The organism is Dyadobacter flavalbus, from assembly GCF_006149045.1.
GTDB classification, from domain to species: domain Bacteria; phylum Bacteroidota; class Bacteroidia; order Cytophagales; family Spirosomataceae; genus Dyadobacter; species Dyadobacter flavalbus.
In genome coordinates, this window is the sequence record NZ_VBSN01000027.1 from 636,208 (window position 1) to 656,984 (window position 20,777).

The 20,777-nt window shown below is 39.8% G+C and carries 34 protein-coding genes; all 34 read left to right on the forward strand.

All coding sequences use genetic code 11. The annotated features are described in order from the left end of the window. Window positions 1-99 precede the first annotated feature (99 nt). The 34 genes from rpsJ to gpmI all read left to right on the forward strand — a co-directional run bounded on the left by rpsJ (window position 100) and on the right by gpmI (window position 20,583). Window positions 100-405: a 30S ribosomal protein S10 gene (rpsJ, locus tag FEM33_RS07875; protein WP_026631228.1), complete on the forward strand. Its 306-nt coding sequence runs from the start codon at window positions 100-102 to the stop codon at window positions 403-405. A gap of 278 nt (window positions 406-683) precedes the next feature. Then, a complete protein-coding gene (gene rplC / locus FEM33_RS07880; RefSeq protein WP_139011506.1) occupies window positions 684-1,304 on the forward strand; it encodes a 50S ribosomal protein L3 in 621 nt (206 codons plus the stop codon). Between the two features lie 5 nt (window positions 1,305-1,309). Further along, window positions 1,310-1,939, forward strand: coding sequence for a 50S ribosomal protein L4 (gene rplD, locus FEM33_RS07885; RefSeq protein ID WP_139011507.1), 630 nt, complete (start codon window positions 1,310-1,312; stop codon window positions 1,937-1,939). A 2-nt stretch (window positions 1,940-1,941) separates the two neighbouring features. Continuing rightward, complete coding sequence (rplW, locus tag FEM33_RS07890) at window positions 1,942-2,229, forward strand: 50S ribosomal protein L23 (RefSeq protein WP_025764313.1); 288 nt, start codon at window positions 1,942-1,944, stop codon at window positions 2,227-2,229. Window positions 2,230-2,270: 41 nt separating this feature from the next. Next, window positions 2,271-3,095: a 50S ribosomal protein L2 gene (gene rplB, locus FEM33_RS07895; protein WP_139011508.1), complete on the forward strand. Its 825-nt coding sequence runs from the start codon at window positions 2,271-2,273 to the stop codon at window positions 3,093-3,095. A gap of 9 nt (window positions 3,096-3,104) precedes the next feature. Continuing rightward, a complete protein-coding gene (gene rpsS / locus FEM33_RS07900; protein ID WP_138282760.1) occupies window positions 3,105-3,383 on the forward strand; it encodes a 30S ribosomal protein S19 in 279 nt (92 codons plus the stop codon). Window positions 3,384-3,433: 50 nt separating this feature from the next. Then, complete coding sequence (gene rplV, locus FEM33_RS07905; RefSeq protein WP_138282761.1) at window positions 3,434-3,823, forward strand: 50S ribosomal protein L22; 390 nt, start codon at window positions 3,434-3,436, stop codon at window positions 3,821-3,823. 18 nt (window positions 3,824-3,841) lie between these two features. Further along, complete coding sequence (gene rpsC, locus FEM33_RS07910) at window positions 3,842-4,678, forward strand: 30S ribosomal protein S3 (RefSeq protein ID WP_139011509.1); 837 nt, start codon at window positions 3,842-3,844, stop codon at window positions 4,676-4,678. 42 nt (window positions 4,679-4,720) lie between these two features. Further along, window positions 4,721-5,152 carry a 50S ribosomal protein L16 gene (gene rplP, locus FEM33_RS07915; protein WP_139011510.1) on the forward strand — a complete coding sequence of 144 codons (432 nt, stop codon included), beginning with the start codon at window positions 4,721-4,723 and terminating at the stop codon, window positions 5,150-5,152. 35 nt (window positions 5,153-5,187) lie between these two features. Beyond that, window positions 5,188-5,382, forward strand: coding sequence for a 50S ribosomal protein L29 (gene rpmC, locus FEM33_RS07920; protein WP_139011511.1), 195 nt, complete (start codon window positions 5,188-5,190; stop codon window positions 5,380-5,382). 15 nt (window positions 5,383-5,397) lie between these two features. Then, the gene (gene rpsQ, locus FEM33_RS07925; protein ID WP_139011512.1) at window positions 5,398-5,661 is read left to right on the forward strand and encodes a 30S ribosomal protein S17; all 264 of its coding nucleotides are present in this window, start codon (window positions 5,398-5,400) and stop codon (window positions 5,659-5,661) included. A 2-nt stretch (window positions 5,662-5,663) separates the two neighbouring features. Then, window positions 5,664-6,032, forward strand: coding sequence for a 50S ribosomal protein L14 (gene rplN, locus FEM33_RS07930; protein WP_026631237.1), 369 nt, complete (start codon window positions 5,664-5,666; stop codon window positions 6,030-6,032). A 47-nt stretch (window positions 6,033-6,079) separates the two neighbouring features. After that, window positions 6,080-6,421, forward strand: coding sequence for a 50S ribosomal protein L24 (gene rplX / locus FEM33_RS07935; RefSeq protein WP_139011513.1), 342 nt, complete (start codon window positions 6,080-6,082; stop codon window positions 6,419-6,421). A 67-nt stretch (window positions 6,422-6,488) separates the two neighbouring features. After that, on the forward strand, window positions 6,489-7,049 hold the full coding sequence (gene rplE, locus FEM33_RS07940; RefSeq protein WP_139011514.1) for a 50S ribosomal protein L5: 561 nt from the start codon (window positions 6,489-6,491) through the stop codon (window positions 7,047-7,049). A 25-nt stretch (window positions 7,050-7,074) separates the two neighbouring features. After that, window positions 7,075-7,344, forward strand: coding sequence for a 30S ribosomal protein S14 (rpsN, locus tag FEM33_RS07945; protein WP_138282768.1), 270 nt, complete (start codon window positions 7,075-7,077; stop codon window positions 7,342-7,344). Between the two features lie 75 nt (window positions 7,345-7,419). Beyond that, window positions 7,420-7,818, forward strand: a complete 399-nt coding sequence (rpsH, locus tag FEM33_RS07950; protein WP_031528740.1) for a 30S ribosomal protein S8 — start codon at window positions 7,420-7,422, stop codon at window positions 7,816-7,818. Between the two features lie 21 nt (window positions 7,819-7,839). Then, entirely contained in the window at window positions 7,840-8,397 is a 558-nt protein-coding gene (gene rplF, locus FEM33_RS07955; protein ID WP_139011515.1) for a 50S ribosomal protein L6, read from the forward strand. A gap of 45 nt (window positions 8,398-8,442) precedes the next feature. Next, window positions 8,443-8,796 carry a 50S ribosomal protein L18 gene (gene rplR / locus FEM33_RS07960; protein WP_139011516.1) on the forward strand — a complete coding sequence of 118 codons (354 nt, stop codon included), beginning with the start codon at window positions 8,443-8,445 and terminating at the stop codon, window positions 8,794-8,796. Between the two features lie 14 nt (window positions 8,797-8,810). Next, window positions 8,811-9,326 carry a 30S ribosomal protein S5 gene (gene rpsE, locus FEM33_RS07965; RefSeq protein WP_138282771.1) on the forward strand — a complete coding sequence of 172 codons (516 nt, stop codon included), beginning with the start codon at window positions 8,811-8,813 and terminating at the stop codon, window positions 9,324-9,326. A 29-nt stretch (window positions 9,327-9,355) separates the two neighbouring features. Next, the gene (gene rpmD / locus FEM33_RS07970; protein WP_139011517.1) at window positions 9,356-9,535 is read left to right on the forward strand and encodes a 50S ribosomal protein L30; all 180 of its coding nucleotides are present in this window, start codon (window positions 9,356-9,358) and stop codon (window positions 9,533-9,535) included. A gap of 13 nt (window positions 9,536-9,548) precedes the next feature. Further along, a complete protein-coding gene (gene rplO / locus FEM33_RS07975) occupies window positions 9,549-9,995 on the forward strand; it encodes a 50S ribosomal protein L15 (RefSeq protein ID WP_139011518.1) in 447 nt (148 codons plus the stop codon). 55 nt (window positions 9,996-10,050) lie between these two features. Then, entirely contained in the window at window positions 10,051-11,364 is a 1,314-nt protein-coding gene (gene secY, locus FEM33_RS07980; RefSeq protein ID WP_139011519.1) for a preprotein translocase subunit SecY, read from the forward strand. 6 nt (window positions 11,365-11,370) lie between these two features. Beyond that, window positions 11,371-12,165 (forward strand): type I methionyl aminopeptidase, encoded by a 795-nt coding sequence (map, locus tag FEM33_RS07985; protein WP_139011520.1) that lies wholly within the window; start codon window positions 11,371-11,373, stop codon window positions 12,163-12,165. Window positions 12,166-12,180: 15 nt separating this feature from the next. After that, a complete protein-coding gene (gene infA, locus FEM33_RS07990; RefSeq protein WP_015813810.1) occupies window positions 12,181-12,399 on the forward strand; it encodes a translation initiation factor IF-1 in 219 nt (72 codons plus the stop codon). A gap of 37 nt (window positions 12,400-12,436) precedes the next feature. Next, window positions 12,437-12,553, forward strand: a complete 117-nt coding sequence (gene ykgO, locus FEM33_RS07995) for a type B 50S ribosomal protein L36 (protein ID WP_015813811.1) — start codon at window positions 12,437-12,439, stop codon at window positions 12,551-12,553. Window positions 12,554-12,558: 5 nt separating this feature from the next. Then, on the forward strand, window positions 12,559-12,936 hold the full coding sequence (gene rpsM / locus FEM33_RS08000) for a 30S ribosomal protein S13 (protein ID WP_138282776.1): 378 nt from the start codon (window positions 12,559-12,561) through the stop codon (window positions 12,934-12,936). Window positions 12,937-12,982: 46 nt separating this feature from the next. Further along, a complete protein-coding gene (gene rpsK, locus FEM33_RS08005) occupies window positions 12,983-13,378 on the forward strand; it encodes a 30S ribosomal protein S11 (RefSeq protein WP_138282777.1) in 396 nt (131 codons plus the stop codon). A gap of 82 nt (window positions 13,379-13,460) precedes the next feature. Continuing rightward, window positions 13,461-14,066: a 30S ribosomal protein S4 gene (gene rpsD, locus FEM33_RS08010; protein WP_138282778.1), complete on the forward strand. Its 606-nt coding sequence runs from the start codon at window positions 13,461-13,463 to the stop codon at window positions 14,064-14,066. Between the two features lie 126 nt (window positions 14,067-14,192). After that, window positions 14,193-15,182, forward strand: a complete 990-nt coding sequence (locus FEM33_RS08015) for a DNA-directed RNA polymerase subunit alpha (RefSeq protein ID WP_026631251.1) — start codon at window positions 14,193-14,195, stop codon at window positions 15,180-15,182. Between the two features lie 72 nt (window positions 15,183-15,254). After that, on the forward strand, window positions 15,255-15,818 hold the full coding sequence (gene rplQ / locus FEM33_RS08020) for a 50S ribosomal protein L17 (protein WP_139011521.1): 564 nt from the start codon (window positions 15,255-15,257) through the stop codon (window positions 15,816-15,818). A gap of 147 nt (window positions 15,819-15,965) precedes the next feature. Further along, window positions 15,966-17,069 carry a glutamine-hydrolyzing carbamoyl-phosphate synthase small subunit gene (carA, locus tag FEM33_RS08025; protein WP_201747706.1) on the forward strand — a complete coding sequence of 368 codons (1,104 nt, stop codon included), beginning with the start codon at window positions 15,966-15,968 and terminating at the stop codon, window positions 17,067-17,069. 274 nt (window positions 17,070-17,343) lie between these two features. Beyond that, on the forward strand, window positions 17,344-18,615 hold the full coding sequence (eno, locus tag FEM33_RS08030; RefSeq protein ID WP_139011522.1) for a phosphopyruvate hydratase: 1,272 nt from the start codon (window positions 17,344-17,346) through the stop codon (window positions 18,613-18,615). Window positions 18,616-18,669: 54 nt separating this feature from the next. Then, window positions 18,670-19,002 (forward strand): FtsB family cell division protein, encoded by a 333-nt coding sequence (locus FEM33_RS08035; protein ID WP_138282781.1) that lies wholly within the window; start codon window positions 18,670-18,672, stop codon window positions 19,000-19,002. Window positions 19,003-19,050: 48 nt separating this feature from the next. Next, window positions 19,051-20,583 carry a 2,3-bisphosphoglycerate-independent phosphoglycerate mutase gene (gene gpmI / locus FEM33_RS08040; protein ID WP_139011523.1) on the forward strand — a complete coding sequence of 511 codons (1,533 nt, stop codon included), beginning with the start codon at window positions 19,051-19,053 and terminating at the stop codon, window positions 20,581-20,583. The last annotated feature ends 194 nt before the right edge of the window (window positions 20,584-20,777 follow it).

Consider the following 20,777-nt stretch of genomic DNA (forward strand, 5'->3'; position numbering starts at 1 on the left):
TTTTATATAGAGGCTTGCGAAGTAAATGGTTCTTTCGCAGGCGGATTGTCGAAACTTGTTTCGTTCAAATGTTCTCAGAACCGGAAATAATAAAATAAGATGAATCAAAAAATCCGTATTAAGCTTCGCTCTTTTGACCACAATCTGGTTGATAAGTCAGCTGAGAAAATTGTTAAGGCTGTAAAGGCAACTGGTGCCATTGTCAGCGGTCCAATTCCTTTACCAACAAAAACTGAAAAGTTCACAGTTCTTCGTTCTCCACACGTTAACAAGAAATCACGTGAGCAATTTCAACTTTGTACTTACAAGCGTTTGGTAGATATTTTTTCTACAAGTGCAAAAACTGTTGATGCATTGATGAAGCTTGAATTACCAAGTGGTGTTGATGTAGAAATCAAAGTATAGTCAGCAAGGGTCTATCAATTAGACCAAAAATATAAATTGGATGAAGGTCCTTTCCGGAAACCACATCTGAGCTCAGAGAAACAATTGAATGCATGTGCTTCATTGCGCATTCAACAGTTATTCGAATCCGAGGTCAGATGGTTCAAATCATCTGACCTTTTTTGCTGATTATCAGCGAGAAATATTTTTGTACTGTTAGGATGCTTGAATTTGATTTCATACCTTTGCAGTCCGTTTTAAAGAATAAGGGTTTTACCTGCTAATTTTAATTTCAAAACATGTCTGGTTTAATTGGTAAGAAAATCGGAATGACTAGTTTGTACAATGCTGACGGGCAGGCTCTGGCATGTACTGTAATTCAAGCTGGTCCTTGTGTTGTAACACAAGTTAGGTCCGAAGATAAGGATGGCTATAAGGCTATTCAATTAGGTTTTGGAGAAAAGAAAGAAAAAAATTCTTCTCAACCGCTGATTGGCCACTTCAAAAAAGCCAATACAACTCCCAAGCAAAAACTGGTTGAGTTTAAGGAGTTTGAAGTGGAACATGAACTTGGAACTTCATTATCTGTTACGGATATTTTTGAAGAAGGCGAGTTTGTTGACGTTGTGGGTTCTGCAAAAGGCCGCGGTTTTCAGGGTGTTGTAAAACGTCATGGATTCGCCGGGGTGGGAGGTCAGACGCACGGTCAGCACAACAGAGCGCGTCACCCAGGTTCGATTGGTGCTTGTTCATTCCCGTCACGCGTATTCAAAGGTATTCGCATGGGTGGACGTATGGGTAACAATCGTGTAAAAATTCAGAATTTACGTATTCTGAAAGTTATTCCTGAGCAAAATCTATTAGTTGTGAGTGGCTCAGTACCTGGTTCAAAGAATTCTTTTCTAATCATTGAGAAATAGTACCAATGGAACTATCCGTAATTAATATTAAAGGAGAAGATACCGGTAAAAAGGTAAATGTGTCAGAAGAGATTTTCGGCATAGAACCCAATACCCACGCGATCTATCTCGATGTGAAGTTATACCTGGCTAACCAACGTCAGGGAACACACAAATCAAAAGAGCGTGCAGAAGTTAATCATTCAACACGTAAAATCAAACGTCAAAAAGGAACAGGTGGAGCTCGTGCCGGTAGCATTAAATCTCCGGTATTTGTAGGAGGTGGCCGTATATTCGGACCAAGACCACGTGACTATGGTTTTAAAGTTAATAAGAAAGTAAAGGCATTAGCTCGTAAATCTGCATTTTCAGCCAAAGCTAAATCTGATGCTATTTCAGTTCTAGAAGCATTTACTTTTGATGCTCCAAAGACTAAGTCGTACCTAAATGTTTTAAATTCACTTGCATTGGTGAATACAAAAACATTACTGATTCTTCCAACTGTTGACAGCAATGTTTATCTGTCCAGCCGTAACATTCCAAAAGCCAAGGTTACGACGGTTGATGCAGTAAATACCTATGATCTAATGTATGCGGATCGTCTTCTGATAAGCGAATCTGCACTATCTATTTTGGAAACCCAATTGAACAAATAACAATGAGTGTACTGAAACGTCCGATAATAACCGAAAAGGTAACGGCTCAGGGTGGTCAAGGAAAATACGCTTTTGAGGTGTCTCTTACTTCTAATAAAGTAGAGATTAAAAAAGCTATTGAGAAACTGTTCGGGGTTACTGTAGAAAGTGTACATACAATGCGGAGCATTGGTAAAAGCAAATCCCGTACATCGGGTGGAAAATTTGTAAGTGGAAAGACTTCAACTATCAAAAAAGCTATTGTAACTGTAGCTGAAGGTGAAATCATCGATATCTACGGTGAAGCATAAAAATAGTTGGGCGATCAAAATCTTTGAAGAGATAATAGCAAATGGCAGTTAAAAAATTAAAACCAACAAGTGCTGGTCAGCGTTTTCGCTCAGCTCCTACATTCGAGGAGATAACTACTGCGAAACCTGAAAAGAGTCTTCTGGAGACCATCAAAAGAACAGGTGGTCGGAATAGCCAGGGACATCGTACCATGCGTCATATAGGAGGTGGTCATAAAAGGAAGTATCGTGTAATTGATTTTAAAAGAAATCATTTTGATGCACCGGCTCAGGTCTTGACTATTGAGTATGATCCAAACCGTTCTGCCCGTATCGCGCTAGTGCAGTACGAGGATGATGAGAAAAAATATATCATTGCACCTAATGGCTTAAAAGTAGGCCAGGTAATTGTTTCAGGAAGCTCTGTAGCTCCAGAAGTAGGAAATGCGCTTCCTCTTAGTGCTATGCCTATTGGTACAATCGTACATAACATAGAATTAACTCCTGGCAAAGGTGGTCAGTTTGCACGTAGTGCAGGAGCTTATGCTCAGCTTGTGGCACGTGAAGGTAAATATGCGGTTTTGAAAATGCCTTCTGGTGAAATGCGGATGATCCTTTCTACATGTATTGCAACAGTAGGAACAGTTTCCAATGCAAGTCACATGAATGTAGCACTTGGAAAAGCAGGTCGCAGACGTTGGTTAGGTCGTCGTCCACGCGTTCGTGGTGTTGCAATGAACCCTGTTGATCACCCGATGGGTGGTGGTGAAGGCCGTTCTTCAGGAGGTCAGCCTCGTTCTAGAAATGGTCAATTTGCAAAAGGTCTTAAGACACGTGACCGCAACAAGCATTCCGAGAAATTGATTATCAGCCGTCGTAAAAAATAATATAATAACATGGCACGCTCATTAAAAAAAGGACCATATATAGATTTTCGTCTGGAAAACAAAGTTCAGGTCATGAACAGCGCATCCCGGAAATCGGTAATAAAGACTTGGTCTCGGCGCTCAATGATATCGCCTGATTTTATCGGGCATACATTTGCAGTACACAATGGAAATAAATTCATACCTGTATATGTTACGGAAAACATGGTAGGTCATAAACTGGGTGAATTTTCTCCTACACGTAATTTCCGTGGTCATACTGCTAAAAAAGATAAAGGAAGAAAATAATTAGTCGTCTAGAGCTGGTTCTTAAAGAACAAGCCTATATCTGAAAGAACATGGAAGCAAGAGCTATATTAAAGGATGTACCTACTTCTCCTCGCAAGATGAGACTAGTAGCCGACATGATTCGCGGACAGAAGGTCAGCAAAGCACTAGCGCTTTTGAAGTTTCAACCAAGAGCTTCTTCGCCTGTTTTGCATAAAGTTTTGCTTTCTGCAGTTGCAAATTGGCAACAATTAAACGAAGATGCTAAGTTGGAAGACTCTGATCTCGTTGTAAAAACCATTTTTATAGATGGTGGACGTATGTTAAAGCGTCTTCGCCCTGCTCCTCAAGGTAGAGCACATAGAATTCGCAAGCGTTCAAATCATATTACAATAGTTATTGATGATGCATCGACTGCTATTGTAAGTGAAGATAAACAAGCAGTTAATACTGAATCATAAGTAAACGATCTATATCGAATGGGACAAAAGGTAAATCCTATAGGTCTGAGACTAGGAATTGTTAGAGGTTGGGAGTCAAGTTGGTATGGAGGCAAAGACTTCTCTGACAAGCTGGTTGAAGATGAAAAAATCCGAAACTACATCAAAGCACGTATCCCAAAAGGATCAATCTCCAAAGTAGTTATTGAAAGAACTTTAAAGCGCATTACTCTTACTATACATACTGCCCGTCCAGGTATAGTAATTGGTAAAGGTGGTAGTGAAGTTGATAAAATTAAAGAAGAGCTTAAAAAGATTACAGGAAAAGACGTTCAGATTAATATCTATGAAATCAAACGTCCTGAAATCGATGCCAAGTTGGTAGGAGAAGCAATAGCGCAACAACTACAAGCTCGTATTTCTTACCGCAGGGCTATGAAACAATCCATTGCTTCTGCTATGCGTGTGGGAACTCAAGGAATTAAAATTCGTCTTGCTGGCCGTCTAGGTGGTGCTGAAATGGCTCGTACAGAAGAGTACAAAGAAGGTAGAATTCCACTTCATACTTTAAGAGCAGATATTGACTATGCAATTTCTGAAGCACAAACTATCTATGGAAAAATAGGTATTAAGGTGTGGATTTTTAAAGGTGAGTTGTACGGTAAACGTGATCTTACTCCTAGTGCTGCAACTGCAGCATCTGACAGAGCGGAACGTGGCGGAAACGAACGTAATGCTGGTCCAGGTAATGATCGTGGAGGCAGAGACAGAAGAGGCGGAGGCCGTGGTGACGGTGCGCGCCCAGGTGGTGGCGAAGGTGGTGGAGGCAACAGCGAAGCTGATCGTCGCAAAAGAAATAAGAACAAGAAGAAGTAATCAGACATTTTCCTGTTTTACAGGTATAAATAGATTTGAATCATGTTACAGCCGAAAAGGACAAAATTTCGCAAGCAACAAAAAGGAAAGGGGTCATATAACGGTCTGGCAACTCGTGGACATGAAATCGCATTCGGATCATTTGCTATTAAAGCATTGGAACCAGGTTGGTTAACAGCACGCCAGATTGAAGCAGCCCGTATCTCTGTAACTCGTGCTATGAAACGCGAAGGTCAGGTTTGGATTAGAATATTTCCTGATAAACCGATTACAAAGAAACCTGCTGAAGTTCGTATGGGTAAAGGTAAAGGTGCTCCTGAGTATTGGGTAGCTCCTGTTAAACCCGGAACGATCATATTTGAAGCAACAGGTGTTGCACTGGATACAGCAAATGAAGCATTGCGCTTGGCTGCACAAAAGTTGCCAATCAAAACAAAGTTCGTGGTACGCAGGGATTATCAGGAACAGAGTTAGTCCTTAAGTATTAAGAACATTAATTATTTTAAGCAATGACTAGTAAAGAAATAAAGGATCTATCGCAAGATCAGCTCAAAGAGCAGATTGCGCAAGAGAGAGAACGCTTATTAAGGTTGAAATTTGCACATGCAATTTCACCAATTGAAAACCCTTTGCGTATTCGGACTTCGCGTAAGGAAATTGCAAGACTCTTAACCGAGCTGTCGGCTAAAAGTAACCAACAGTAAATCAGTTTAGAAACAATGGAGGCAACAGTAAGAAATTTACGTAAAGAAAGAATAGGCAAAGTAGTGAGTAACAAAATGGAGAAATCCTGTGTAATCACTGTTGAACGTAAAGTGAAGCATGCCAAATATGGTAAGTTTATGACTAAAACTACCAAATTAATGGTGCATGATGAAACCAATCAGGTTGGGATAGGTGACACGATTCGTGTAATGGAAACACGTCCGCTTAGCAAGAACAAACGTTGGAGATTAGTAGAAATCCTTGAAAGAGCGAAGTAATTATGGTACAGCAAGAATCAAGACTGTCAGTAGCGGATAATAGTGGTGCCAAGGAAGTACTTGTAATACGTGTACTTGGTGGAACCGGCAAACGTTATGCATCAGTAGGCGATAAGATCGTCGTTACAGTTAAATCTGCTCTTTCTTCGAGCAACATGAAAAAAGGAACAGTATCCAAAGCTGTTGTAGTAAGAACTAAAAAGGAAGTTCGACGCAAAGATGGTACATATATCCGGTTTGAAGATAATGCTGCAGTTTTGTTAAATAACAATGATGAGCCACGTGGAACCCGTATATTCGGCCCTGTCGCAAGAGAGCTGCGTGAGAAGCAATTCATGAAGATTGTTTCATTAGCACCTGAAGTGTTATAAGAAATAAAGATATTAAGTATTTCTTTAACTGATAAGAAATTACCTCAATGGAAAGTAAAAATAAAAAAGCACCTGCAAAATTGCATGTTCGCAGCGGAGATACAGTTAAGGTAATTTCCGGAAATGCAAAAGGTGAAACAGGAAAGATCAAGAAAGTTCTTGTTGAAAAATTAAGAGCTACAGTGGAAGGTGTAAACATGATTACCAAACATGTAAAGCCAAACGCACAAAACCCGCAAGGTAGCATTGAAAAACGCGAAGGAGCTATACACATCAGTAACCTGATGGTTGTGGATCCAAAAACCGGTGAAGCAACAAGAACTGGCCGTAAAGCGGACGATAAAGGCAAATTGCAAAGATATTCCAAGAAAACCGGAAATATTCTTTAATAATTAGCTAAGCTTTAAGAATTATTATTTAAGGGTGGGTCGGTAATCCACGATAACAATTTTGAAAATGGCACAGCCAAGATTAAAAGAAAAGTATTTAGGAGAAATTGTTTCTCAGCTGAAAGACAAGTTTCAGTACAAGTCAATTATGCAGGTTCCGCGATTGACAAAAATCGTTATTAACAAAGGTATCGGAGCTGCTGTTGCAGATAAGAAATTAGTGGATATTGGCGTTGACGAATTAAGTCAGATAACTGGTCAGAAAGCTGTTGCTACCATCTCTAAAAAGGCTGTTTCTAACTTTAAGTTAAGAGAAAACATGCCTATTGGTGCAAAAGTAACATTGCGTGGAGACAGAATGTATGAATTTCTGGACCGCCTTACGTCAATAGCTATGCCTCGTGTTCGTGACTTCAAAGGTATTAGCGATAAAGGTTTTGATGGAAGAGGTAATTACACATTCGGTGTAAAAGAACAAATTATCTTTCCTGAGATCAGTATAGAAAAGGTAAGTAAAATTACCGGTATGGACATTACGTTTGTTACATCAACAAACTCGGATGAAGAAAGTTACGAGCTGCTAAAAGCGCTGGGTATGCCTTTTTCAAACGCGAATAAACAAGGATAATATTCAATATAAGATATTTATCGAAATGGCAAAAGAATCAGTTAAAGCAAGGGAGAGAAAAAGACAAGAGTTGGTAGTGAGATTTGCTGAAAAGCGTACGAAATTGAAAGCTGCCGGTGATTGGATTGGATTAGATAAACTACCTCGTAATTCTTCACCTGTTCGTTTACATAATAGATGTAAAATTACTGGAAGACCTCGTGGTTATATGAGAAAATTCGGAATTTCAAGAGTTTGTTTCAGAGAAATGGCTTCTGACGGAAAAATTCCAGGTGTTACAAAATCAAGTTGGTAGGAATACTTTCAATTCTGATTTCAATTACTTAACTTTGCACTCCCGTTTCAGGGGGTGTTTAAACTAGGCATAAAAATGTTAACGGATCCCATAGCAGACTATCTGACTAGACTCAGAAACGCTATCAAAGCGAAGCACAGGGTTGTTGAGATACCTGCATCCAACATAAAAAAAGAAATAACTAAAGTACTTTTTGATAAAGGGTATATTCAGAGTTATAAATTTGACGAAGTAGGTCCTCAGGGTACAATCAAAATTGCATTGAAATATAACCCTGTGACTAAGCAATCTGCAATTGTCAAATTGGAGAGAGTTAGTAAGCCTGGACTTCGTAAATATTCAGGTTCATCAACGCTCCCACGTGTTCTTGGCGGTTTAGGAACTGTTATTATTTCTACTTCCAAAGGAGTAATGACAGATAAAGAAGCTAAGACGCTTAATGTAGGTGGTGAAGTGTTATGTTTCGTGTATTAATATTTTAAAGTTATTCAGGAAATGTCACGAATAGGAAATAAGGTTATAATATTGCCAAGTGGTGTATCTGTTTCAGTTGCAGATGGCAATGTAGTCTCTGTTAAAGGGCCTAAGGGAACACTTTCTCAAGTTGTCGATAGTGATATCAGCGTTGAGATTGAAGGTAGCGAGATCAAAGTAAAGCGACCAACGGAGCAAAAGCGGCATAAAGCATTGCATGGTTTGTACAGATCATTGATCAATAACATGATCATTGGTGTTCATGCAGGATATAAAAAAGAGCTAGAAATTATTGGTGTAGGTTATAAAGCCAGTGCAGCCAATAATGTTCTCGAGTTGCAGTTGGGATACTCCCATAATATTTTTATGGCGATTCCTGAAGAAATTAAGTTATCAACTACTTCTGAAAAGGGACAAAATCCAAAAGTAATTTTAGAGGGAATCGATAAGGAGCTGATAGGTTCTGTGGCTGCCAAGATCAAATCACTACGTAAAGTTGAACCTTACAAAGGTAAAGGTATTCGATTCGTTGGCGAAGTGATTAGACGTAAAGCTGGTAAGTCAGCTTCTAAAAAATAGTGCGTAGCCACTAAAATGTTATAAACAAATTAGATAAGATTAAAAATGGCTACCGTTAAAGCAGACAGAAGACAGCGATTAAAATACCATATTCGTAAGAAAGTTAAAGGAAGTTCAGAGCGTCCAAGATTATCTGTATTCCGATCTAACACTAGTATTTATGCGCAAATTATTGACGATATCAATGGTGTTACTCTAGCAAGTGCATCATCCGTTGATCTTGGAGGCAGAAAAGAAAACTCAAATATTGATGTTGCTCTTCAAGTTGGAAAGAAAATAGCTGAAAAAGCACAACAAGCAGGTATTCAAACGGTTGTTTTTGATCGTAACGGATATTTGTATCATGGTAAAGTAAAAGCATTGGCCGAAGGAGCTCGTGAGGGTGGCCTGAAATTCTAAGTATAACAAAGACTATGTCTACAAATACAAAACCTTCTAAGGTTAACGAATCTGACTTGAAAGAACGCGTTGTAGCAATCAATCGGGTAGCAAAAGTAGTAAAAGGTGGTCGTCGTTTTAGCTTTTCCGCTATTGTCGTAGTTGGTGATGGAAATGGAGTAGTTGGTTACGGCTTGGGTAAAGCGAATGAAGTTACGGATGCCATTGCTAAAGGAATTGATGATGCCAAAAAGAATCTTATTCAGATTCCAATGTTGAAGCACACTGTTCCCCATGAAATGGAAGGTAAATTTAGTGGTGGATTTGTTCTTATCAAACCTGCTGCTCCGGGAACAGGAGTTTTGGCAGGAGGTCCGATGCGGGCTGTTTTGGAAAGTGCGGGAATCAAAGATGTCCTTGCAAAATCAAAAGGATCTTCTAATCCGCATAACGTTATTAAGGCTACTATTGATGCACTTTTAAAAATGAGGGCACCTCATCAGATAGCTTTTCAACGAGGCGTTAAATTGGAAAAAGTGTTTAACGGATAATCTTGGGATTTCCTTTATTTAAAGTAATTATGTCAAAAGTACGCATTACACAAATCAAGAGTACCATTGATCGTCCTGAAAGACAAAAGCTGACTATCAAGGCACTAGGATTGGGCAAGATAAATCGTTCAGTTGAAAAGGAAAACAGCGATGCTATTGCGGGTATGATCCGTAAAGTTAGCCATTTGGTCAAAATCGAAGAAATTTAATAAACTTATTAACATGAATCTTAGTTCATTAAAACCGGCTGCCGGCTCCATTAAAGTTGGAAAGCGAGTTGGACGTGGTCAGGGCTCCGGAAAAGGTGGTACTTCAGCACGTGGACATAAAGGAGCTCAATCTCGCTCAGGTTACAGCCGTAAGGTAGGTTTTGAAGGAGGTCAAATGCCACTTCAGCGCCGCTTACCTAAATTCGGTTTCAATAATATTAACCGGGTTGAGTATAAAGCACTTAATCTTGATGCGATACAGTCTTTAGCACAGAAATTAAATGTTAGTGTAGTTACTATGGATTTAATTCGTGAAAATGGCTTGTGCGCAAAGAACGATTTAGTTAAAATCTTGAATCGTGGTGAAATCTCTATGGCAGTAGAAATACAGGCAAATGGTTTTTCTGCATCTGCTATCGAGTCTATTGAAAAAGCAGGTGGGAAAGCGGTTAAATTATAATCGTGCTTTCCCTCAACATGAGATATAGTTTACAAAGCTAATGTAAGCCCACGAAATGAAGCGATTTTTAGATACTATAAAACACATATTTGCAATTGAGGAATTGAGAACTCGTATTCTCAATACTCTTTTGTTTATAACGATTTTCCGTTTGGGATCTTACGTAGCTTTACCTGGTGTTGAACCCGATCAAATGAATGTTTCAACTCAGGGGTTACTAGGGTTATTAGATACCTTTCTTGGTGGAGCTTTTAGCAAGGCTTCCATTTTTGCATTAGGTATCATGCCTTACATTTCTGCTTCTATTGCAATACAACTTTTGACTATGGCATTGCCGTATTTTCAAAAGATGCAGAAAGAAGGAGAGTCAGGCCGTAAAAAGCTTAATCAGATAACACGAGTACTTACAATTATTGTAACACTCGTACAAGGTACAGCATACCTAAATACAACAGTTCCCGATGAGGCGCTACTTGTATCTAGAAGTTTGTTTTCTATTTCTTCTGTTTTCGTACTTACAGCAGGAACCATGTTCTGCATGTGGCTGGGAGAAAGAATTACAGATAAGGGAATTGGCAACGGTATTTCAATGTTAATTATGATTGGCATTGTTTCAAGGTTTCCGGGTGCTATATATAAGGAATTTGTTTCCAGAGGCAGCGGACAGATTTTGTTGTTTGTATTGGAAATAGTTGCATTGTATTTTGTAATAATGGGAGCAGTGATGCTTACCCAAGCAGTCCGGAGGATTCCAATTCAGTATGCAAAACAAGTTGTTGGCAACAGGGTTATGGGCGGGCAAAGGCAATATCTTCCTTTGAAGCTTAATGCAGCAGGAGTTATGCCGATAATCTTTGCTCAGGCTCTTATGTTTATCCCGTCCTTAGGAGCATCCTATTTTGCTGAAAAAAGTGACTTTGCAAGTAATGTTGCTACGATTTTTGCTAATTATACCACTTGGCAGTATAATCTGCTTTTTGCTGTACTGATTATAATATTCACCTTTTTTTATACGGCTATTTCAGTTAATCCGCAACAGATTGCTGACGATATGAAAAGAGGAGGTGGTTTTATACCAGGAGTTAAGCCCGGTCAACAAACCTCGGAATATATAAGCTCTATATTGGACAGAATTACTTTCCCTGGTTCTTTGATGTTAGCCATAGTTGCAACTTTACCAGCTTTTGCAAGCCTACTTGGAATTTCAACAGATTTTGCTCACTTCTTTGGAGGAACTTCCCTTTTGATTATGGTTGGAGTTGTTCTTGACACTTTGCAGCAGGTAGAAAGTTATTTGTTGATGCGTAGATATGAGGGATTGATGAAGTCCGGACGAGTAAAGGGAAGGACTGAAAGTGTTGCTATCTAATAGGTCATGATTTATCTTAAGACTGAAGGAGAAATAGATCTTATAAAAGAAAGTGCCCAAATTTTGGGTAAAGCACATGCAGAAGTAGCTCTTTGGGTTAAACCGGGTGTTGCTACAAGTAAACTGGATGCAGTTGCTGAGGAGTATATCAGAGATTACGGTGGTATTCCTTCATTTAAGGGCTTCAATAAATTTCCGGCTTCTCTTTGTATATCCGTAAATGAAGTTGTTGTTCATGGAATTCCTGGTAATTACAGTCTGAAAGAAGGCGATATAGTATCAATTGATTGTGGTGTAAAGCTTAATGGCTTTCATAGTGACAGTGCTTACACCTATCCAGTTGGAGAAGTTTCAAAAGAAGTGATGGATCTTCTCAGCACGACGAAAAAATCTCTTTACAAAGGAATTGATCAGGCAATTGACGGTTTACGTATGGGAGATGTTGGACATGCAGTCCAAAGTTATGTTGAAGAAAGAGGTTATACTGTTGTTCGTGAACTTGTTGGCCATGGTGTTGGCAGAGATCTTCATGAAGGCCCTGAAGTACCAAATTATGGCAAACGGGGAAAAGGTATCAGACTAAAAGAAGGAATGGTTCTGGCTATTGAGCCAATGATCAATCTGGGAAATAAAACGGTAATGCAGGAGCGTGATGGCTGGACTATCAGAACAACAGACAGAAAACCGTCAGCTCATTTTGAACATACAGTTGTAGTGCGAAAAGGTAAAGCGGAAATACTTACAACTTTCGATTACATTGAAAAAGTAACGGCCAATACAAGTTTGATGGTCGAAGTATAGCAATTAAACCTACGAATGGCAAAACAAGCATCAATTGAACAGGACGGAGTAATTTTAGAAGCACTTTCTAATGCAATGTTTCGGGTAGTTCTTGAAAACAAGCATGAAGTAATTGCACACATATCTGGAAAAATGAGGATGCATTACATTAAAATTCTGCCAGGTGACAGAGTGAAGTTGGAAATGTCTCCGTACGATTTATCAAAAGCAAGAATAACTTACCGTTATAAGTAATTTTAGGTTATAGAAAGTAACATATAAGTATATAGAGATGAAAGTCAAAGCATCAGTAAAAAAACGCAGTGAAGACTGCAAAGTTATACGCCGCAAGGGTAAAGTATATGTGATCAACAAGAAGAACCCACGGTATAAACAAAGACAAGGTTAATTATTATGGCACGTATTTCTGGAGTAGATATTCCCGATCGTAAAAGGGGCGAAATCTCACTAACTTATATCTTTGGTATTGGACGTAGTTCTGCCAAAAAAATACTTGATAAGGCTGGTGTAGATGTTGATAAGAAAGTCATTGACTGGTCTGATGAAGAATCGGGTGCAGTTCGCGCAGTAATAGCAGGTGAATACAAAGTAGAAGGTGCTCTTAAATCTGAAGTGCAGTTGAGCATCAAACGTTTGATGGATATTGCTTGTTACCGTGGTCTTCGTCATCGTAAAGGACTTCCGTTACGTGGTCAAAGAACGAAGAACAATTCTCGTACACGTAAAGGCAAGCGTAAAACAATTGCGAACAAGAAAAAGGCTACTAAATAAACAATGAGTGGTGGTATGCTGAATGCCACACCTTATTCAACAAGCAATGGCACAAAATAAAAGAAAAGATAAGGCAAAAAAGAGAGTTGTTGTAGTTGAGCCAGTTGGCCAGGTACATATCAAGGCTTCCTTTAACAATATTATTATTTCTATTACTAACAGCAACGGACAGGTTATATCCTGGGGTTCTGCCGGTAAAATGGGATTTCGCGGATCTAAGAAAAACACTCCTTATGCAGCTCAGACTGCAGCACAAAGCTGTGCACAGGTAGCTTTTGACCTTGGTATGCGTAAAGCGGAAGTTTTTGTTAAAGGTCCGGGTTCCGGCCGCGAATCTGCTATTCGTACAATACAAAATGCGGGTATAGAAGTTACTACTATCCGGGATATTACTCCGCTGCCACATAATGGCTGCCGTCCTCCAAAACGTCGCAGAGTATAGTTATTCGGCATAGTTCCCATTCGTAATTTGGACACTGGGGTTACTGAATGGTTTTTTAATTATTAATAATCAAAATGTTTTAATGGCACGTTATACAGGTCCCAAATCAAAAATTGCAAGACGTTACGGTGAACCCATCATGGGACCCAGCAAAGCTCTTGCTAAGAAAAATTATCCTCCCGGAGTACACGGAAAGGGTCGCCGTTCCAAGAAGTCGGAATATGCTTTACAGCTTATGGAAAAGCAGAAGGTGAAGTTTATTTACGGTATACTTGAAAGACAGTTCCGTAATTTGTTTGAAAAAGCTTCTGTAAAAGAAGGTATTACAGGTGAGAATCTCCTGAAATTTTGCGAAGCTCGTTTAGATAATACTGTTTACCGCCTGGGTATTGCTCCTACAAGACGTGCTGCACGTCAGTTAGTATCTCACAAGCATATACTTGTAGATGGTGAAATTGTAAATATTCCTTCTTATTCTTTACGTCCTGGCCAGGTTGTAACTGTACGTGAGAAATCCAAGTCTCTTGAAGCAGTTGCTGACAGTCTTGCCGGACACAGCTCCAAAGGATTCAACTGGCTCGAATGGGATGGTCAGCAACTGACCGGAAAGTTCGTAACTTTTCCAGAACGGGAACAAATTCCTGAAAATATCAACGAGCAGCTTATCGTTGAATTATATTCTAAATAATATCTTCTCATTACGGCGCGTCTGGTTTTCCAGACGTGCTTTTGGCCGGAAACGGCTTTTTTGCGATCGCAAAGGTAACGGTAGCGTGATCAACTATCATTTACTACTATAAAAGGAGCAAGGACTATGTCAATATTAGCTTTCCAAATGCCTGATAAGGTCGTCATGGAAAAAGCAGACGACTTTCACGGGTTGTTTGAGTTTAAGCCTCTAGAGAAAGGATACGGTGTAACAATTGGGAATGCGTTGCGCAGAATACTTCTTTCTTCTCTGGAAGGTTATGCCATTACGAGCGTGAAGTTTCCTGGTGTTCTTCACGAATTTTCATCTATCGAAGGTATCGTTGAGGATGTTACAGAAATCATCCTGAACCTCAAAATGGTTCGTTTTAAAAAAGTTTCTGATCTGAACGAAAGCAGAATCGTTGTTAACCTTAAGAATGTCTCTGTTATTACTGCAGGTGATATTGGTAAATTTACAAATGCATTTGAAGTTTTAAATCCAGATCAAGTTATTTGTCATATAGATGACCAGAAAGAGTTCGAAATGGAACTTCTTTTGGATAAAGGCAGAGGATATGTTCCAGCTGATGAACCACGTGCAAATGAATTGCCATTTGGTTACATAGCTGTGGATTCTATTTACACACCTATCAAAAATGTAAAATATAGTGTTGAAAATACACGTGTTGAGCAACGTACAGATTATGAAAGGCTCTTGATTGATATTCAAACTGATGGTTCCATCCATCCGGAAGATGCATTGAAAGGTGCTGCAAATATTCTGATACAACACTTTATGCTGTTCTCTGATCAGACTATGACGTTTGAAAAGCAGAAAGCTGAAGAAGATAACCAGGTGGACGAAGAGATGTTAAGAATGAGAAAACTTTTGAAAACTTCTCTTTCCGAACTCGATCTTTCCGTACGTGCTTACAACTGCTTGAAATCCGCAGATGTTAAGTCACTTGGGGATCTGGTAAGACTTGAAATTTCGGATATGATGAAATTCCGCAACTTCGGAAAAAAATCATTGACTGAGCTTGAACAGCTTGTAGCTGATAAACAGCTCACATTTGGAATGGACGTTGCCAAATATCGTTTGGACGAAGATTAATTAAATATTCCATAATAAGTATGTATTCTGTAGCGCGCTGGCCGCAGCTCGAAGCAACTAAACAACAAAACAATGAGACACGGTAAGAAAGATAATCATTTAGGAAGAACAGCATCTCACCGCAAGGCAATGCTTTCCAACATGGCTTCCTCTTTGATTCTTCACAAAAGAATTGAAACAACACTTGCAAAGGCAAAGGAACTGCGTAAATACGTTGAACCCCTGCTGACACGTGCAAAAGAAGATTCAACACACAACAGAAGAATTGTATTTTCATATCTGAATGATAAAGAATCTACAAAAAAACTTTTTGGTGCTGTTTCTGATAAAATTGCAGCTCGTCCGGGCGGTTATACGCGTATTATCAAGCTTGGGAACAGACTTGGTGATGCTGCTGAAACAGCTTTAATCGAGTTGGTTGATTTCAATGACGCATTACTGCTTGCAAATGCTGACAAACCTGCAAAAACCCGTCGCAGCAGAAGAGGCGGAAGAAAAGGCGAGGGAACTGAAGAAGGCGTTGCAGCTGTTAAAAAGGAAGATCATCCAATTGTTGCAGAAACTGAGCCTGAAGCAGAACAGCCAAAGACAGAAGAAGGCACTACCGAATCATCTGAAAATGCTGATAAAGAGTAAAATTTCTGGTGATTATATTACAATATAACTAAAAAGGGTTAAACGTTTTCGTTTAACCCTTTTTTATGGGCATAATTAATTAATTTTGCACCCGGTTTAACAAACCGAATTATTTGTCAAATAGGAAGATAAAAAGATTTGATAATTATGAGTCAAAAAAAGGAAGCTCTGCTGTTACTTGAAGACGGAACCGTATACAAAGGTCTTGCTTTGGGAAAAAGCGGAACCACAGGCGGCGAAATATGCTTTAATACGGGTATGACAGGCTATCAGGAAATTTATACTGACCCTTCATATTATGGACAGATTATTGTAAATACCAACTCACACATTGGTAATTACGGCGTTCAGCTTGAAGATGAAGAGGAATCTGCATCGGTTAAGATCCGTGGAATGGTTTGTAATACATTCTCGCCTATTTATTCCCGCCACACTGCAGATTTTTCCTTACAGGAATACTTTGAAAGAGCAAATATTGTAGGTGTTAGTAATGTAGATACTAGGCATCTTGTTCGCCATGTAAGGCAAAAAGGTGTGATGAACGCAATCATATCATCCGAAATCCTGGATGAGAAACTGCTTATGGAAGAACTTCTCAAAATTCCATCTATGGACGGGCTGGAGCTTTCCTCAGAGGTTACAACGGAGCAACCTTATTTTGTAGGAGAAGAAGCAGGCAGCCAATGGAGAATCGCAGTTATGGATTATGGGATCAAGAAAAGCATTCTTAAAAATCTGACATCCAGAGGTTGTTACTGCAAGGTTTTTCCTGCAAAAACACCTTTTGAGCAAGTAATGGAATGGCAGCCCGATGGATTCTTTATCTCAAACGGGCCAGGAGATCCGTCTGCAATGCTTTATGCCGTAGAAAGCGTAAATCAGATGATTAAAACAAGCAAGCCGCTTTTTGGAATTTGCCTTGGTCACCAGCTTTTGGCTTTGTCCAGCGGAATCAATACCTATAAAATGCATCATGGGCACCGTGGGCTGAATCACCCGGTTAAAAATCTTGTAACCGGACTTTGTGAGATTACATCCCAGAATCATGGTTTTGCAGTTGATCCGGATGCAATAGCAAGTCACCCCGATATAGAAATAACGCATGTCAATCTGAACGACAAAACGGTTGAAGGAATCCGAAGAAAAGATTATCCGGCATTCTCCGTGCAGTATCACCCGGAAGCATCGCCGGGACCACATGATTCCAGGTACCTTTTTGATGAATTTATAAAGCTTTTAAGAGCCAGTTAAATAAAAATCCCTCCTTTAAAGAGGGATTTTTATTTATAAGAGTACAAACAAAACTTGCCGGAATAATCTGTTGGATACCTACCGGTAACCGGAAACAGGTTTGATGCAGAAAAGGGAAAACCGTTTGAAAACACCAGATTTATTTTCCTTCGTACGATCCCGTTTACAGCCGTGTAAATTTCAGCTAAAGTGAATTGAGGTTTATGTATGACAATTTTTTTGTGTTATTTTGTGGCGTTAACATATTCAATTCTAATCAAACCGCAAGCTGCAAATGAGTACGATTCAATCAGTACATGCAAGACAAATTCTGGATTCAAGAGGAAACCCAACAATAGAAGTAGATATTCGTACCGAAAATGGTTATTTAGGACGCGCTGCTGTTCCATCTGGTGCCTCCACCGGAAAGCATGAAGCCGTTGAACTTCGTGATGATGATAAAAGTGTATATGTTGGAAAAGGAGTTTTAAAAGCCATTGAAAATGTAAATGACATTATTTTCCCTGAACTTATAGGCTGTTCCGTTTTTGAGCAAAATCTGATTGACAAAATCATGCTCGAACTTGACGGTACTCCAAACAAAGCAAAATTAGGCGCGAATGCTGTTTTAGGCGTTTCACTGGCTGCTGCCAAAGCGGCTGCACTGGAAGCAAATCTTCCTTTGTACAGATACGTTGGCGGCACGAACGCAAATACGCTTCCTGTACCTATGATGAATATCCTGAACGGCGGTAGTCATGCGGATAACTCAATCGATTTTCAGGAGTTCATGATCATGCCTGCCAAAGCAGATACTTTTTCACAGGCGTTGAGAATGGGGGTGGAAGTTTTCCATACGCTGAAAACCGTTTTGAAAAGTAAGGGATATTCTACAAACGTAGGAGATGAAGGCGGTTTTGCACCCAACATCAAATCCAATGAAGAAGCGATCGAAGTAGTACTTCAGGCTATTGAAAAGGCAGGATACAAGCCGGGTGAAGAAATATTCATCGCAATGGATGCAGCTGTTTCTGAATTTTATGAAGATGGATTGTACCACTTCAAAAAATCGGATGGCCGTAAACTCAGCTCCGATGAAATGGCTGATTACTGGACACAGTGGGTGAGCAAATATCCAATCATTTCGATTGAAGACGGAATGGATGAAGATGACTGGGCAGGATGGAAAACATTGACCGATTCTATCGGTAAAAAATGCCAGCTTGTAGGCGACGATTTATTTGTAACAAACGTAACACGTCTTCAGCAGGGAATTGAATCTCAAATTGCAAACTCGATTCTGGTTAAAGTAAATCAGATCGGATCACTGACCGAAACGATCAATACAGTGAACCTTGCAAAAAGAAACAGCTATAAAACGATCATGTCGCACCGTTCAGGTGAAACCGAAGACGCAACGATTGCGGATTTGGCAGTAGCATTGAACACAGGCCAGATCAAAACAGGTTCTGCTTCACGTTCGGATCGTATGGCAAAATACAATCAGTTGCTGCGTATTGAAGAGGAGCTTGGCGAAAGCGCTTATTTCCCTGGACTAAAATTTTAATCAACAAAGAATAACCGGAGCCAAAAGCTCCGGTTTTCGTTTCCGGGCAAGCTGATGAAAAACGGATCATTCTGGACTTTGCAATCTTTGAAAAATTTCTATATCGCCACGCTTCTCGCATGGCTGGTCTGGATCTTGTTTCTTGACAATAACAACATGCGGATTGTCATGTCGAACAGAATGAAAATGAAAGAGCTGGAAAAGGAAAAAAGTATTCTGTTAACCAAAATCCGGCAGGTCAAAAAGGAAAGAAACGAAGTTTTTGGAAACCCGAAAATGCTTGAAAAATGGGCGAGGGAAAAGTTTATGATGCGCAAGCCCAATGAAGAGGTTTATGTCATAGTAGACGAAAATAATCAGCCTGTTGAGAGTAAAAAAGACGAGTAGCTTTCTGAAAACTTTCAACATCAGATCATATTTAATTTTCATAAAACATTGAGCAAGAAAGTAATTCTCATAATCATGGACGGCTGGGGCATCGCCAAGTCCGGTGAAGAAAGCCGGTCAGCTGTCATTGCTGCAAATACGCCTTTTTACGATAGTATTTTGCAAAAATATTCACACAGCAAATTGGAAGCCAGCGGTTTGGCAGTAGGTTTGCCGGACGGCCAAATGGGTAATTCAGAAGTAGGCCATACCAATTTGGGCGCAGGACGGGTCGTTTATCAGGATCTTGTAAAAATCAATCTGGCCGTTTCAGAAGGAACGCTGGGCAACGAACCTGTACTCGTCAATGCACTGGATTATGCTAAAAGTAACGATAAGAAAGTACACTTTATCGGGCTGGTTTCCGATGGCGGTGTGCATTCTCATATTGATCATTTAAAAGGACTTTGTAAAATCGCTGCTGACAAAGGACTGCCCAAGGTTTTTGTTCATGCTTTTACAGATGGAAGAGATTGTGATCCGAAAAGCGGACTCGGCTTTCTGACAGAACTTCAGGAATCCATGTCACTGACCAGCGGACAGATAGCGAGCATAACCGGGCGGTATTACGCCATGGACCGGGATAAAAGATGGGAGCGTGTCAAACTTGCTTATGACGCCATGGTGCATGCGGAAGGAAAGCATGTTCCGGCTGAGGACATTCTGAATACCATCAAGGAATCGTATGAAGAAGGCGTAACGGATGAATTTATATTGCCTATTATTGCAACAAACCATGACGGAACGCCGGTAGCAGTGATTGAGGACGGCGATGTTGTGTTGTGCTTTAATTTCCGTACTGACCGCGGAAGAGAAATAACAGAAGTGCTTACACAGCAGGATTTTCATGAACAGAACATGCATAAGCTGAACCTTAAATATATCACCATGACCAACTATGATGATACTTATAAGGGCGTTGATGTTATTTTCGACAAGGATAATCTTAATAATACCTTGGGTGAAGTGCTGGAAGCAGCCGGTAAAAAACAGATCCGGATTGCAGAAACTGAAAAATATCCGCATGTTACTTTCTTCTTTTCCGGCGGCCGTGAAAAGCCCTTTGAAGGAGAAAGCCGTTTGCTTTGCCCGTCACCAAAAGTTGCCACTTACGATTTGCAGCCTGAAATGTCTGCATTTTGTATCCGGGATATCATCATTCCTGAGCTGGTAAAGGAAGAAGTTGATTTTGTTTGTCTGAATTTTGCAAATCCGGATATGGTCGGCCATACGGGTGTTTTTGAAGCAGCTGTAAAAGCTTGCGAAACAGTTGATCAATGTGTGCAGGCTGTTGTTACAACAGGGCTGGAACACGGGTATTCTTCCATAATCATTGCAGATCACGGTAATTCCGACTATATGACCAATGACGACGGCTCGCCCAATACTGCGCATTCTCTGAATCTGGTGCCTTGCATTCTGGTGGATGAAACGTACCGGAATCCTTTGAAAAACGGAAAACTTGCCGATGTTGCACCGACTATTTTGCAATTAATGGAAATTTCCCAGCCGGCAGAAATGACAGGAACAAGTATTTTGTAAACTTAACCGTTTCAAATGATGTTGATTTCAGAGAGTCCGTTTACGGGCTCTCTGTTTTTTTAGTTGATGTTCACAATTGAAGTTTAATTGCACATAATGTACCGTATACACAAGAACGCTTTACCAAACCTAGCTTTTAAGCACTGTATAACATTAATCATTCTTGTCCTGAGTACTTTTATTTTCGCATGTAG